This is a genomic window from Inquilinus sp. Marseille-Q2685, assembly GCF_916619195.1.
GTDB lineage: Bacteria > Pseudomonadota > Alphaproteobacteria > DSM-16000 > Inquilinaceae > Inquilinus.
Map to the genome: position 1 here is coordinate 49,764 of NZ_CAKAKL010000014.1, position 14,000 is coordinate 63,763.

Annotated in this window: 15 protein-coding genes; 7 read left to right on the forward strand and 8 right to left on the reverse strand. The window is 69.9% G+C overall.

Going from position 1 to position 14,000, the window contains the following annotated elements; translation table 11 throughout:
- The first annotated feature begins 40 nt into the window (after positions 1 to 40).
- Both LG391_RS33425 and LG391_RS33430 read left to right on the forward strand, forming a co-directional pair.
- Complete coding sequence (locus tag LG391_RS33425) at positions 41 to 526, forward strand: SRPBCC family protein (RefSeq protein ID WP_225773313.1); 486 nt, start codon at positions 41 to 43, stop codon at positions 524 to 526.
- A gap of 131 nt (positions 527 to 657) precedes the next feature.
- Positions 658 to 1,110 (forward strand): GFA family protein, encoded by a 453-nt coding sequence (locus LG391_RS33430; protein ID WP_225773315.1) that lies wholly within the window; start codon positions 658 to 660, stop codon positions 1,108 to 1,110.
- Positions 1,111 to 1,313: 203 nt separating this feature from the next.
- Here the strand turns inward: LG391_RS33430 and tatC are convergent, their stop codons facing one another.
- From tatC to LG391_RS33470, 8 genes are all read right to left on the reverse strand, one after another.
- Positions 1,314 to 2,141, reverse strand: coding sequence for a twin-arginine translocase subunit TatC (gene tatC, locus LG391_RS33435; RefSeq protein WP_225773317.1), 828 nt, complete (start codon positions 2,139 to 2,141; stop codon positions 1,314 to 1,316).
- A gap of 3 nt (positions 2,142 to 2,144) precedes the next feature.
- On the reverse strand, positions 2,145 to 2,684 hold the full coding sequence (tatB, locus tag LG391_RS33440) for a Sec-independent protein translocase protein TatB (protein ID WP_225773319.1): 540 nt from the start codon (positions 2,682 to 2,684) through the stop codon (positions 2,145 to 2,147).
- Positions 2,685 to 2,745: 61 nt separating this feature from the next.
- A complete protein-coding gene (tatA, locus tag LG391_RS33445; protein ID WP_374200833.1) occupies positions 2,746 to 3,030 on the reverse strand; it encodes a twin-arginine translocase TatA/TatE family subunit in 285 nt (94 codons plus the stop codon).
- Between the two features lie 84 nt (positions 3,031 to 3,114).
- Complete coding sequence (locus LG391_RS33450) at positions 3,115 to 3,720, reverse strand: SMC-Scp complex subunit ScpB (protein WP_225773321.1); 606 nt, start codon at positions 3,718 to 3,720, stop codon at positions 3,115 to 3,117.
- 267 nt (positions 3,721 to 3,987) lie between these two features.
- Positions 3,988 to 4,791, reverse strand: coding sequence for a ScpA family protein (locus tag LG391_RS33455; RefSeq protein ID WP_225773323.1), 804 nt, complete (start codon positions 4,789 to 4,791; stop codon positions 3,988 to 3,990).
- Positions 4,792 to 4,832: 41 nt separating this feature from the next.
- Positions 4,833 to 5,867, reverse strand: coding sequence for a beta-N-acetylhexosaminidase (nagZ, locus tag LG391_RS33460; protein WP_225773326.1), 1,035 nt, complete (start codon positions 5,865 to 5,867; stop codon positions 4,833 to 4,835).
- 9 nt (positions 5,868 to 5,876) lie between these two features.
- Entirely contained in the window at positions 5,877 to 6,947 is a 1,071-nt protein-coding gene (locus tag LG391_RS33465) for an SPOR domain-containing protein (RefSeq protein ID WP_225773327.1), read from the reverse strand.
- 203 nt (positions 6,948 to 7,150) lie between these two features.
- Complete coding sequence (locus LG391_RS33470) at positions 7,151 to 8,314, reverse strand: deoxyguanosinetriphosphate triphosphohydrolase (RefSeq protein WP_225773329.1); 1,164 nt, start codon at positions 8,312 to 8,314, stop codon at positions 7,151 to 7,153.
- 118 nt (positions 8,315 to 8,432) lie between these two features.
- On the opposite strand from LG391_RS33470, the gene erpA reads away from it, so the two are divergent.
- The 5 genes from erpA (at position 8,433) to LG391_RS33495 (ending at position 13,866) form a co-directional block, all read left to right on the forward strand.
- On the forward strand, positions 8,433 to 8,774 hold the full coding sequence (gene erpA / locus LG391_RS33475; protein ID WP_225773331.1) for an iron-sulfur cluster insertion protein ErpA: 342 nt from the start codon (positions 8,433 to 8,435) through the stop codon (positions 8,772 to 8,774).
- Positions 8,775 to 8,879: 105 nt separating this feature from the next.
- A complete protein-coding gene (xth, locus tag LG391_RS33480; RefSeq protein WP_225773333.1) occupies positions 8,880 to 9,650 on the forward strand; it encodes an exodeoxyribonuclease III in 771 nt (256 codons plus the stop codon).
- 141 nt (positions 9,651 to 9,791) lie between these two features.
- Positions 9,792 to 11,927 carry an EAL domain-containing protein gene (locus tag LG391_RS33485; RefSeq protein WP_225773334.1) on the forward strand — a complete coding sequence of 712 codons (2,136 nt, stop codon included), beginning with the start codon at positions 9,792 to 9,794 and terminating at the stop codon, positions 11,925 to 11,927.
- A 76-nt stretch (positions 11,928 to 12,003) separates the two neighbouring features.
- Entirely contained in the window at positions 12,004 to 12,825 is an 822-nt protein-coding gene (locus LG391_RS33490; RefSeq protein ID WP_225773336.1) for a HAMP domain-containing sensor histidine kinase, read from the forward strand.
- 249 nt (positions 12,826 to 13,074) lie between these two features.
- Complete coding sequence (locus tag LG391_RS33495) at positions 13,075 to 13,866, forward strand: histidine kinase dimerization/phospho-acceptor domain-containing protein (RefSeq protein ID WP_225773338.1); 792 nt, start codon at positions 13,075 to 13,077, stop codon at positions 13,864 to 13,866.
- Positions 13,867 to 14,000: the final 134 nt, after the last annotated feature.

Consider the following 14,000-nt stretch of genomic DNA (forward strand, 5'->3'; position numbering starts at 1 on the left):
AAGGTCGATGGACGAAGGACGAGAGAGTGAGCCCAGACCCATGAAGAACCGCACGGCGGTGGAACGGAAGTCCGAGCGTGAGCTGGTCGTTGCGCGAACCTTCGACGGCCCGGCCCGCATCGTGTTCGAGGCGTGGACCAAGCCCGAGCTGTTCGAGCGGTGGTGGGTCCCGAAGTCGATGGACGTACCCCTGCTTTCCTGCGAGATGGATGTCCGTGTCGGGGGCGGGTACCGTCTGGAATTCGGCCACGATGCCTCAAAGACCGTGGCGTTCTTCGGCAGGTACCTCGAAGTGACGCCGCACGCCCGCCTCGTCTGGACCAATGACGAAAGCGATAACGGTGCCGTGACCACGGTGACCTTCGAGGAAAAGGGAGGCAAGACGCTGCTGGTCCTGCACGAACTCTATCCCTCGAAGGAAGCCCTCGACGATGCCATCGCCGGGACGGAGGGTGGAATGCCCGAGCAGTTCGAGCAACTGGACGAGCTTCTCGTCACCCTGGGCGCGAGCGTGGGACGGTCGTGACGTCGCCGATCTCGCGGTCGGCCGCCAAACCGACCTCTCCTTCAGAGCTGGCATCCTTCTCGCCGCTGCTGTCATAAACTCCAGATGGATCTCAACAGGCCTCAGAACAGGACAACCGTCAGGAGGACGCCATGACCCGGTTGAGCGTGCCGCAGGAAGGCCACTGCCGGTGCGGCCAGGTGCGCTTCCGCATCACCGCCCGGCCGCTGGTCACCATCGCCTGCCACTGCACCGGCTGCCAGCGGATGACCGGCAGCGCCTTCTCCCTGTCCGCGGCGATCCCGAGCGAGGGCTTCGCCGTGATCCAGGGCGAGCCGGTGATCGGCGGGCTGCACGGCCCGTCGCGGCATTATTTCTGCCCGCACTGCCTGAGCTGGCTGTTCACCCGGCCGGAGGGGCTGGACCAGTTCGTCAACGTCCGGTCGACCATGCTGGACGACCCGGCCTGGTCGGTGCCGTTCATCGAAACCTGCACCGCGGAGAAACTCGCCTGGGCAACCACGCCGGCGGTGCACAGCTACGAAGCCTATCCGCCGGTGGAGGCCTACGGTCCGCTGGTCGAGGAGTACGCGGCGCGGCCGTGAGGCATGGAAGTCTCAGTTTTCTGTCATTGCCGGGCTTGACCCGGGCATCCAGGAATGTCGATGCCGCTCTGGGCGGCCCCTGGATCGCCGGGTCAAGCCCGGCGATGACAATATAAATCGAGCCCTACTCCTCGTCCGCACCCCGAAAACCCTCAACCGGACAGCCGTGGGTCAAGCCCGGGCATGACAGTGAAGAGTGAAGGTCAGGCCGGGCCGTCGTCGGGGCGGGCGTCTTCCGCCTCGGCCTCCGCCTCGCGCTTGGCGCGGTCGCGCTCGATCAGGCCGCCGATGAAGATCGCGATCTCGTAGAGCAGCAGCATCGGCACGGCGAGCGCGATCTGGCTGATCGCGTCCGGCGGGGTCAGCACGGCGGCGACGACGAAGACGATGACGATGGCGTAGCGGCGCTTGCTCTTCAGCGTGGCGACGCTGAGGATGCCGACGCGGACCAGAAGCGTCAGCAGCACCGGCAGCTGGAAGGCGATGCCGAAGGCCAGCAGCAGGCGCATCACCAGGTCGAGATAGTCCGACACCTTGGCGTCGAGCTTGATCTCGAGGCCGCTGCCGACATCCGGGCCCAGCACCTGGAAGGACAGGAAGAACTTCCAGGCCAGCGGGAACACGAAGTAGTACACGAAGGCCGCGCCGATGATGAACATCACCGGGCTGAACAGCAGGAACGGCAGGAAGGCGTTGCGCTCGTTGCGGTACAGGCCGGGCGCCACGAACATCCAGATCTGGCTGGCCACCACCGGGAAGGCCAGGCAGAAGCCGCCCCAGAAACCGATCTTGATGTAGGTGAAGAACACCTCGGTCAGCGCCGTGTAGATCATCGACCGGGGCTGGCCCGGCGGCAGCGCATCCGCCAGCGGCTGGGTCAGGAACAGGTAGATCGCTTCCGCGAAGTGGTAGCAGATGAAGAACCCGACCAGGATCGCGACCACGGAATAGATCAGCCGGGTGCGCAGCTCCAGCAGATGGTCCATCAGCGGCATCTGCTTGTCGTCGATCTCCTTGTCGGAGGGCGCCATGGATCAGCTCGCGCGGTCGGTCGGGGTCGGGGCGGCGGCCGGGGCCGGCGCGGCAACAGGAACGGCGGCCGGCGACGCGGGAACGGCGGCCGGCGCGGGTTCGGCCGGAGCCTCCGGCTCGGCGGGCTTCGGACCCTCGACCGGCTGCGGGCCCTCAACCCTTCGCGGCTCCGCCGCGGGGGGCGCCGCCGCCCCGTTGGGCGCGGCCCTGTCGGGCTCCGCCCGCGGCGTGGCGCCGGGCGCCGCCTTGTCGAAGGCCTGCTTGATGTCGCGGACCGGGTCGAGCACGGTGTTGACGTGCTCGGCCACCTGGCCGCGGACATCCATCGTCTTGGCTGCGTCCTGGACGGTCTTGCGCACCTCCTCCAGCTCGGCCTGGCGCACGATGTCGTCGACATGGCGCTGGAACTCGCTGGTGATGCGGCGGGCGTGCCGCGTCCATTTGCCGAGCTGATAGAGGGCGCGCGGCAGATCCTTCGGGCCGAGCACGATGAGTGCCACGACCACGATGATCATCAACTCCGACCAGTCGAAACCGAACATCACATTCGTCCATCACGCCCCGCCTCCGGAGACGGGGCGCGGTTCCGGTTCCCCGAGGGGACTATTGGCGGTCGACGGTCGTCCGGTTCGGACTGCCGGCTTCGGTGCCCGCGGGCGGCGGCACGGCCGGACGATCATCCGACCCGTCGCTCTTGGGATCGTCCGACAGCCCGGTCTTGAAGTTCTTGATCCCCTTGGCCAGGTCGCCCATCGCCCGCGGCAGCCGGTTCCCGAAGATCAGGAGCACGACGACCAGGACGATCAACCAGTGCCAAATACTCAAACCACCCATAAACTCATCCTCCAGCCCCAAGGCGGCCGGATCATCGCAGAAACCCCACGCCACCGCAATGCCGGCGGACGGCGCGAATCAGCGCAGAAATCCTGGGGTTTCGGCGGCGGCGAAAACCGCCCGGCGCGGCCCGTTCCGCTAGTCGCGGTCCTCGTCCTCCGGCGGCTCCGGCCCGTCCTCGCCGGACAATGTGCCGCCGGGCAGCACGGCCATGGCCGGGCGGGTGTCGAGCAGGCCCGAGGCCTTGAGCTCGTCGACGCTCGGCAGGTCCTCAAGCCCGCCGAGGCCGAAATGGTCGAGGAAGGCCGGGGTGGTGATCCAGGTCAGCGGCCGGCCGGGCTGCTGCCGGCGGCGGCCCGGGGCGATCCAGCCGGCCTCCAGCAGCGTGTCGAGCGTGCCCTTGGCCACGGCGACGCCGCGCACCGCCTCGATCTCCGGCCGCGTCACCGGCTGGTGATAGGCGATGATCGCCAGCGTCTCCAGGGCCGCCCGGGTCAGGCGGCGGACGACATGGCCGGCGTCGCGCAATAGCGGCGCCAGGTCGAGCGCGGTGCGGAAGGCCCAGCCGCCGGCGACCGGCATCAGGGTGACGCCGCGGTTGCGGTACTGCTCGACCAGCGTGTCGATCAGCTCCGGCACGTCGGCGCCGTCGGGCAGGCGCTCGGCGATCGCCGCCTCGGTCAGCGGCGTCGGCGAGGCGAACAGCATGGCTTCGACCAGGCGCAGGGCTTGATCAGCCTGCATATCCCACCCTCACTGCATCCTGCGTCGCCTTGCGGTGAGTCGAATGAGGGCTCGGGCCGCGAAGAGCGTATCGGGCCATACGATCGAGCGGCCCGCGCCCGCAGGCGGCCGCCGCAAGGCGACCCTCCGGGCCGGTTGAACATGCCGACATGGTGCGTCGAACGGCTTGCGCGATGCACCACATCGCGCTGCGCCGTCCTCCTGCCCTGTCGGCATGTTGAACCGGCGCAGGACGCAGTGAGGGTGGGATATGCAGGCTTTGTTCGGTCATTCTTCGGTGGTGCTCTGGGAAGCCTGGGCCTTGAGCCAGATCGGGCCGAAGGGTCCGTCCTGGCGGATCGCGAGCCGGCCGGCCTTGGCCAGCTCGAGCGTGGCGACGAAGGTGGCGGCGAGCGCCGAGCGCCGCACCAGCGGACTGCCGGTCATCGGCGGCAGGAAGGCGGCGAGCGTGGTCCAGCTCGGGAACCGGCCGAGCATGGCCTCCATCCGCTCCAGCGCCTGCTCCGGCGAGAACAGCACCGAGGCCTCGATGCGCAGGCCGCCCTCGGCCGCGGCCTTGGCGCGCCAGTGCTCGGCATACGCCTTGAGCAGGTCGTAGAGCGACACGGCCCAGACCGAGGTCGGGGCCGCCTCGTCCTCCTCCGCGGCGCCGCGGGCGAACAGGTCGTGGCCGAGCTGCGGCCGCGCCATCAGCGCCTGCCCGGCCTCGCGCATCGCGTTCAGCCGGCGCAGCTGGAAGGCCAGGGCCTCGGCCAGCTCGGCGCCGCTCGGCTCGTCGTCGCCCGGCGGGGCGGGCAGCAGCAGGCGCGACTTGAGATAGGCCAGCCAGGCCGCCATCACCAGGTAGTGCGCCGCCAGCTCCAGCGACAGGCGCCGCGCCCGCTCGACGAAGGCGAGGTACTGGTCGGCCAGCGCCAGGATGGAGATCTGGGTCAGGTCGACCTTCTGCTCGCGCGCCTGTTCGAGCAGCAGGTCGATCGGCCCTTCATAGGATTCGAATTTCAGAATGAAGGCGGCGTCCTCCCGGCTCGTCACCGGCGGTGCATCGACCTTCGACCAGTCTTCCAGCATGCGCGGAGTTTCGCCGCCCGAGCGCGGCGAAGCAACCTCGATCACACGGAGGGCAGGCGGGCGAGCAGCTCCCTCACCCGCTCGAGATAGCTCTCGACCGGCCGCTCGCTCGCCGGGCGGCGCCAAGCCTCGCCGCGGGCCAGCCGGGCCGCCGTCTCCGGGCCGATCGCCGGCACCGCCGCCGCGATCGCCTGCATCTCCCTGAGGTCGCCGTTGCAGTGCAGGGCCAGGTCGCAGCCGGCGGCCAGGGCCCGCGACGCCCGGTCCGGCAGGGACCCGGAGAGGGCGCCCATCGACAGGTCGTCGCTGCACAGGACGCCGTCGAAGCCGATGCGGCCGCGCACCGCGTCGCGGATCGCGGTCGGCGACTGGGTGACCGGGTGATCGGGGTCGAGCGCGGTGAAGACGAGATGGCCGGTCATGCCCCAGGGCAGGCCGGCAAGGTCGCGGAACGGCGCGAAATCGGTGCGCTCCAGCGCGTCGAGGTCGGCCTCGACCAAAGGCAGCGCAAAGTGGCTGTCGACCCGCGACCGGCCATGGCCGGGCAGATGCTTGATCACCGGCAGCGCGCCGCCGTCGAGCAGCCCTTCGGCCACGGCGCGGCCAAGCCGGGCGACCACCGCCGGGTCGCCGGAGAAGGCGCGGTCGCCGACCACGGTGCGGTCGGCGCCGGGCAGGTCGAGGTCGAGCACCGGCGCCGCGACCACGTCGATGCCGGCGGCGCCGACGGTCAGCGCGATGGCGGTGGCATTGGCGCGGGCAGCCTCCATCGCCGCCTCCGGGTCGAGGGCGTGCAGCGCGCCGAAGCGGCCGGCGGCCGGGAAGCCGGGCCAGTGCGGCGGCCGGAGGCGGGCGACGCGCCCGCCCTCCTGGTCGATCATCACCGGCGCCCGGCGGCCGACCGCGTCGCGCAGCTCGGCGACCAGGGCCGCGAGCTGGTCCGGCGTCTCGCAGTTGCGGCGGAACAGGATGAAGCCGAGCGGATCGGCGTCGCGAAAGAACAGCCGCTCCTCGGCCGTCAGGACGGGGCCGGCGCAGCCGAACAGGATCGCCCGATTCAACGACAAGGGGGGCATGAACGGAACTCAGCGGGGAACGACGAGGCAGCCGGTCTTCTCGCTGGCCAGGGCCTCGCACAGCCGCGTCGCCGTCGCCTGGTCGAGCGGCACGGCCTGGACGCGATAGCCGAGCCGGGTCGAGGCCGAGACCTGCGGCGCGGCGAGCTGCAGCGCGCCGAACAGCTCCGGGAAGCGGCGCTGGAAGCGGGCCCATTCGGCCTGCGCCTCCTGCGGCGAGGTCACCGCCGCGATCTGGGCCGCGAAGCGCCCGTCCGGCACGGCGACGATCGCCGGCATCGACGGCACGGCCGCGACCTGGGCGGCCGGCGCACCGGCGTCCGGGTCGATCCAGCCGTCGGCGGCCGCTGGGTTGGCCAGCAGCGCGGCGATCGGGTCGGCCGGCTGCGGGGCCGCCTGGGGCGCGGGCGCGGCAGGCTCGGCCGGAGCGATCGGCGCCGCCGGCGCCAGCGCGGCAGTCTGGACCGGGGCCGGATCGGCGACGGGCGCGGGATCCGCGGCCGCCGGTGCCGCGGCAGCCGGCTCGGGGGACGGCTGGGCCGGCGCGACCGGTTCCGGCGGCGCGGCGGCCTGGCCGGGGCGCGCCAGCAGGATCTCCACCACCCCGGCGCCAGGGGCCGCGGCCGGCAGCGGCAGGCGCCAGCCGCGCTGGTCGGGGCCGGCCTGGACGTGCCGCGGCATCGGCTGCTCCGGCGGCGGCAGCACGGGGGCCACCTTCACCGGCGCCTGCCGGCGGCCGAGATCCTGCAGCACGAGACGGTCCTGGTTCGGAATGTCGATGCCGCCCGGCTGCTCCGGCCTCGTGCGGAACTCGGCGCGGTCGGCGCGGATGATCGGCACCCCGCCCTCCATCGTCACCGAGCCGCCGGAGGTGTAGGTCGAGATCAGGATGCCGGCGAACAGCAGGACGACGACCAGGATCACCCCGGCCGGGACGATGAGACGCCAGGGCGTCGCCGGAACCTGGCGGAGCTGGACCGTGGGATGAGCCGCGACGGGCGCGGCGACGGGCAGCGCGTGCGGCGCCTCCATCCATTGCCCGTCCGGTCCGAGTCGCAGTTGCGTGGCGGTGTCGACCATACTATCCCCCGACTGATTCGGAATCATAACCCGAATCGGAGAAACGGGCGATAAGAAATTGATTCAGTGACGAATCAATCTGGGGAGCCCCCCTCCCCGCCTGTCATTGCCGGGCCTGACCCGGCAATCCAGAGGCTTTCGACACTTTCTGGATGCCCGGGTCAAGCCCGGGCATGACAAGACGGGGCGAGGCCCGTCGCCTCTCACACCGGCCGGTCCAGGGCGAACAGGCGCTGGTGTTCGAGCAGGGCGTAGCGGTCGGTCATGCCGGCGATGTAGTCGGCCACCAGCCGTGGCAGGCCGGCTGGGCCTGCCGCGTCGGCCTGGCGCCGCCAGTCGGTCGGCAGGGTGTTCGGCTCGGCCGTGAACAGTTCGAACAGGTCGCGCACCACCCGCCGGGCCTTGCTGGTCTCGCGGTTCACCAGATAGTGCCGGTAGACCTCGCGGAACATGAAGCTGCGGACCACGGCGAGATCGGCCGCGACGCCGTCGGAGAAGGCGATCGCCGCCACCGGCGCGGCGCGGATCGCCTCGACCGAGGCCGGCGCCAGCGCCGCCAAGCGGCGGCGGGACTCTGCCAGCAGGTCGGTCACCATCTGGTCGATCACCCGCCGCACCGTCTCATGGACCAGCCGGCGCCGCGGCAGGCCGGGATGACGGGCCTCGACCTCGGCCAGGACCGGCCCGACCAGCGGCAGGCCGCGCAGCGCGTCGAGCTCCAGCAGTCCGGCCCGCACCGCGTCGTCGATGTCGTGGTTGGTGTAGGCGATGTCGTCGGCCAGCGCCGCCACCTGCGCCTCCGGCCCCGGCTGGGAGGCGAGGTCTAGGTCCCAGACGGCGCGGAACGCGTCGATCGTGGCCGGCAGCGTTCCGCCGGGCGGCAGCGGCAGCAGCGGGCCGTTGTGCTTGACCACGCCCTCCAGCGTCTCCCAGGTCAGGTTCAGCCCGTCGAAACCGGCGTAGCGCCGCTCCAGCGCCGTCAGGATGCGCAGCGTCTGGTCGTTGTGATGGAAGCCGCCATGGCCGGCCATGGCGGCGTGCAGCGCGTCCTCGCCGGCATGGCCGAAGGGGGTGTGGCCAAGGTCGTGCGCCAGGGCCACCGCCTCGCCCAGATCCTCGTCCAGGCCGAGCGCCCGGCAGATGGTGCGGGCGATCTGCGCCACCTCCAGCGTGTGGGTCAGCCGGGTCCGGTAGTAGTCGCCCTCGTGATAGATGAAGACCTGGGTCTTGTACTGCAGCTTGCGGAAGGCCGAGGAGTGGACGATGCGGTCGCGGTCGCGCTGGAACGGCGAGCGCATGCCGCTGTCCGGCTCGGCGTGAAGCCGGCCGCGGCTGCGGTCCGGGGCTGTGGCGTAGACGGCGGTCATCAGAGGTCAAGCTAGCCGCCGCATGCGGGGCTGGCAATCGCGGCGGACGCTTTGCAGACGGCCCGCGGCTCCCTACATTGGTGGGGACCTGTCCCGACGTCCTGCGATTGATCGAACCATGCCCGACGACGGCCGCATCCTGAACCTGACCGAAAGTGCCGCCCGGCGGATCGCCGAGCTGAAGCGCGCCGAACGCAACGACGCGCTGATGCTGCGCATCGCCGTGTCCGGCGGCGGCTGCTCCGGCTTCCAGTACGGCTTCAGCTTCGACGACAAGATCAACGGCGACGACCTGACCTTCCGGCGCGACGACGTCACCGTGGTGGTCGACGACGTGTCGCTGGACCTGCTGGCCGGCGCCGAGATCGATTATGTCGAGGAGCTGATCGGCGCGTCCTTCCAGGTGAAGAACCCGAACGCCACCTCCTCTTGCGGCTGCGGCACTTCCTTCGCAATCTGAGCGGCCGCGCCCGCCGGAGTCGGAGGGCCGCCCAGCCCCGGAGGACCAGTCATGCGCCCCACCCTGCCCGCCCCGTCCCCGATCCTCCGGGCGGAGGGCTGAGGCATGCGCATCGCCACCTGGAACGTCAATTCGGTCAAGGCCCGGCTGTCGAACGTGCTGGACTGGCTGCGCAGCGCCGACCCCGACGTCGCGGTGCTGCAGGAGATCAAGTGCGAGACCGAGGCGTTCCCGCGCTTCGAGTTCGAGGCGCTGGGCTACAAGCTTCTGGTGCACGGCCAGAAGAGCTATAACGGCGTCGCCCTGATCTCGAAGGATCCGATCGAGGACCCGCTGACCGGGCTGGACGGCAACGGCGACGACACCCAGGCCCGCTATGTCGAGGGCACGGTCCGGGGCGTCCGGGTCTGCGGCCTGTACCTGCCGAACGGCAACCCCGCCGGCACCGAGAAATACGACTACAAGCTGGCCTGGATGGACCGGCTGCGCCGCCGGGCCGAGACCCTGCTGGCCGCGGGCCGGCCCTTCGTCATGGGCGGCGACTTCAACGTCATCCCGGAGGCGCGCGACGCCGCGGACCCGGCCGCCTGGACCGAGGACGCCCTGTTCCTCCTGGAGACGCGCCGCCGCTTCCGGGCGCTGATGCATCTGGGCCTGACCGATTCCTGGCGGGCGCTGAACCCGACCGCCACCGGCTACAGCTTCTGGGACTATCAGGGCCAGGCCTGGCAGGCCGACAACGGCATCCGCATCGACCACCTGCTGGCCAGCCCGGAGCTCGCCGACCGGCTCGACGCCTGCATCATCGACCGCGAGCCGCGCGGCCGCGACAAGGCTTCGGACCACACGCCGGTGGTGATGACGCTGGCGGCATAGGCGGAACCGGCGCCCCCTGTCCAGTCGTCATACGAATTCCCTCCTGGTCCAGCCGAAGGCCCGACTATAGTGGAGTGGGCCATACCATCCGGCCTGTCGGATTCGACAGAGGCGGGCACGACAGGGAGTGCTGAAGCGGGAATGTCGCTCGTCGTCATCTTGGATGACCGGCCCACCAACCGGAACATCTTCTCCAGGCTGGCCGCCTCGCTCGAGAGCCAGGTGACGGTGCAGGCGTTCGGCGACCCGCTGGAGGCGCTCGACTGGCTGTCGGGCCACACACCGGACCTGGTGATCGCCGACTACAAGATGCCGAATCTCGACGGCGCGGAGTTCACCCGCCGCCTGCGCGGCAACCCGCATGTCGCCGACGTGCCGGTGATCGTCATCACCGCCTATGACGACCGCAGCTTCCGGCTGCAGGCGCTGGAGGCCGGCGCCACCGACTTCCTGCAGAGCCCGGTCGACCATCACGAATTCGTGACCCGGGCCCGCAACCTGCTGCGGCTGCGGCGGCAGCAGCAGCGGGTCAAGCGCCGCGCCGCGACGCTGGAGCGCGAGCTGGAGCGGACCAAGCGCAGCCAGGAGGAGGCGCTGCGCAGCAGCCGCGACGCGCTGGCCCAGGTGATCGACACGCTGCCCGCGATGATCAGCGCCGCCGACCGCGACGGCCGCTGCGTCTTCGTCAACGCCTATCAGGCGGCGACCAGCGGCTCCACCCCCGCGGCCCTGGTCGGCGAGGATGTCGCCGCCGTGTTCGGGCGGGAGCGCGGCGAGCGCAGCCGGCAGCTGGACCAGCTGGTCTTCGCCTCCGGCGAGCCGCTGCCGAGCTACGAGGAGGTGGTCGAGCGCAGCGGCGTGCGGCAGGTGTTCCTGACCAGCAAGGCGCCGCTGCGGGATGCGTCGAACGAGGTGGCGAGCGTCCTAACCACCGCGCTCGACATCACCGACCGCAAGCTGGCCGAGGAGCATCTGCACCACCTGGCCAACCACGACGCGCTGACCGACCTGCCGAACCGGGCGCATCTCCTGAACCGGATCCGCCGGATCCTGGCCCGCGACCCTGACGCGCCCTTCGCCCTGCAATTCATGGACCTCGACCGGTTCAAATCGATCAACGACGCGCTGGGCCATCACTTCGGCGACCAGATCCTGCAGGAGGTGGCGCGGCGGCTGATCCTGATGGCGCGCCCGGGGGACATCGTCGCCCGGCTCGGCGGCGACGAGTTCGCGGTGCTGCAGCCGGGGGTGGCGCGGGGCGAGGATGCGGCCGCGGCGGCGGCGCAGATCCTGCAGGAGATCGCCCGGCCGCACATCCGCAACGACAGCACCGTCTCGCTGACCGCCAGCATCGGCATCACCCTGCATCCGCAGGATGGGAACGATCCTGACCAGCTGTTCCGCAACGCCGATCTGGCGATGTACCGGGCCAAGGCCGACGGGCCGGGCGAGTACCGCTTCTTCGCCACCGAGCTGAACGCCGGCATCCAGGATGCGGTGGTGCTCGAAGCCGAGCTACGGGCCGCGGTGGAGGGCGACCAGTTCGTGCTGCACTACCAGCCGCAGATCGACCTGCGCAGCGGCCGGATCGTCGGCGCCGAGGCGCTGATGCGCTGGCAGCACCCGACCCGCGGCCTCTTGCTGCCGGCGCAGTTCCTGCCGGCGGCGGAGGAAAGCGGGCTGATCATCGCCATGAACACCTGGGTACTGCGCGAGGCCTGCGCCCGGGCCGCGGCCTGGGCCGGGGACGGGCTGTCGCTGCGCGTCGGCGTCAACCTGACCTCGCTGCAGTTCCGCAAGCAGGATATCGGCCAGCTGATCCGGCAGACCCTGGACGATACCGGCCTGGCCGCGGCGGACCTGGAGCTCGAGCTGACCGAGGGCGTGCTGATGCAGAACGCGGAATCGGCGGCGGGAAAGATCCGGGAGCTGCGCGACCTCGGCATCCGCTTCGCCATCGACGATTTCGGCACCGGCTACTCCTCGCTCAGCTACCTCAAGATCTTCCCGGTCGACCGCCTGAAGATCGACCGCAGCTTCATCCGCAACCTGGAGAGCAGCCCCGGAGATGCCGCGATCGTCCGCGCCATCACCAATCTCGGCCACGATCTCGGCCTGGACGTCACCGCCGAAGGGGTGGAGACTCCGGAGCAGCTTGAGACCGTCCGAGGGCTGGGCTGCGACGAGGTCCAGGGATTTCATTTCGCCAGGCCGATGCCGGACGACCAGTTGCGGGACTTCGTGCGCAGATGGCCGGCGGACGGACGGATTTCCTAGGCCGTTCCCCAGGTTTGACAATTCGGCGTAGTCTCCGACGGCGCGATCGTGCCGTGGAGCTGGAGTGAGCGTGGCCATGACCGACAGCAGGCGACGGGCGGGACCGGGATCCCTGGCCAGCCGCATTGTACAGCGCCTTCGGGCTCGTCCGGACAGCGAGCACGAGATGCGGTTCAACGGCGTCGCCCTGTCAACCTTGACTGCGGTCTATCTGCTCGCGACCCGACAGTTCGGTCTGGGGGAGCTCGCGGTCTACATCAGCTATACCGCCTTCTGTCTCATCATCTTCGCTCACATCCTGCTCCGGCCGCAGGCCTGCCACACGCGCCGGATCATCGCCATGATCGGCGACTTCAGCGTGCTGCTGAGCGAAATGCTGATCCGCGGTGAGGGGACTGCCTTCCTCTTCCCCCTGTTCATCTGGGTCGTCCTCGGCAACGGCTTCCGCTTCGGCCTCCGCTATCTGGCCGTGGCCACCGCGGCGGGCGTCGGGGCCTTCGGCGCGGTGATCGCCACGACGCCGTTCTGGCAGTCGCAGCCGTCGCTGTCGGCGGGCCTGCTCGGCGGCATGTGCCTGGTCTCACTCACCGTCGCGCCCCTGATCCGCAGGCTATCAAATGCCAAACGGCAGGCCGAGGCCGCCAGTCGTGAAAAGGCTGTCCTCCTGGCCAATGTCGGTCACGAGCTGCGCAACCCGCTGACCGCGATCGTCGGCACCGGATCGGTACTGCAGGACACCAAGCTCAATTCCGCACAACGGGAGATGACGCGGAAAGTCGTATCGGCAGGGCAGCACCTGCTGACGCTGGCCAATGACATCTCCGCCGCCTCGCGCTCTGGGGGTGCCGATTCCCATCGACTGCACCATCTCTCCAGCCCGGACTCGGACGTCGGCTAGGCAGACCGCCACTAATCTCGGCCTGGACGCGACCGTCGAAGGAGAGGAAACTTACGGGTGGCTCAGAGGATCTGCACGCTGGTCGGCGAGGTTCAGAGGTTTCATTTCCTCAGGTTGAAATCGAACATCCGGCGGCGAGAGTTCCCAGGGGATCGGCCGGCCGACCAGCAGGTCTTTTGCCATCCCAATCGGTGTTCGGTATGGTCCCGGTCGGAGTGACGGCGCCGTCGGGCTGGAGTGGTTTTGGAGATGACCGACAGCAAACCGCAGGTAGCCCCTCGATCCCTGGTTGCGTGCATCGCGCGGCGCCTTCAGACCCGCCCGGACAGCGAACACGAAATGCGGTTCAACGCCCTCGGCTTCGGCACCGCCATCCTGATCTATCTTCTGGCGGCGACCGGCAACGATCCGAGCATCCTCGCCGTCCCTCCTGCCTATCTCGCGATCAATGTTGCCGTGCTCGGTCACATCCTGCGCTATCCGGGGATCTGTCGCCCACGCCGGATCTTCTCAATCTTCAGCGATCTCGCCGCCCTATTCTGCGTCATGCATATCGGCGGCGAGACCACAGCCGTCCTGTTCCCGCTCTACGTCTGGGTCATACTAGGCAACGGGTTCCGGTTCGGGCTCGCCTTCCTGGCCCTGGCCACGGCTGTCGGCCTCGTCTCGTTCGGCGCCGTGGCGGCGACGACGCCGTTCTGGAGCCAGCACGGTGCCTTGACCGCCGGCCTGTTCGGCGGGATGCTGCTGGTGCCGCTCTGCGCCATGCCTTTGATCCGCAAGCTGTCCCGGGACAAGCGGAAGGCCGAGGCGGAGAGCCGGGAAATGAGCCTGCTCCTCGCCGGCGTGAGCCATGAACTGCGGACGCCGCTGACCGCCATCATCGGCACAGGATCTACCCTGCAGGATACCAGGCTCAGCCCGGCGCAGCGGGAGATGGCGCGGAAGGTAGTGTCGGCCGGGCAGCGGCTATTGGAACTGATCGACGACATTCCCGACGGCGCCGGCACCGGACGGCCCGGACGCAGTGGTGATCGATGATCAACAGCAGACCGCAGGCGAGATCGAGATCCCCGATCGGGCGTATCGTGCAGCGCTTCAGGAATCGTCCGGACAGCGAGCACGAGATGCGCCTCAACGGCATCGTCTTCGCCGTCGCCATCCTGATCTACGTC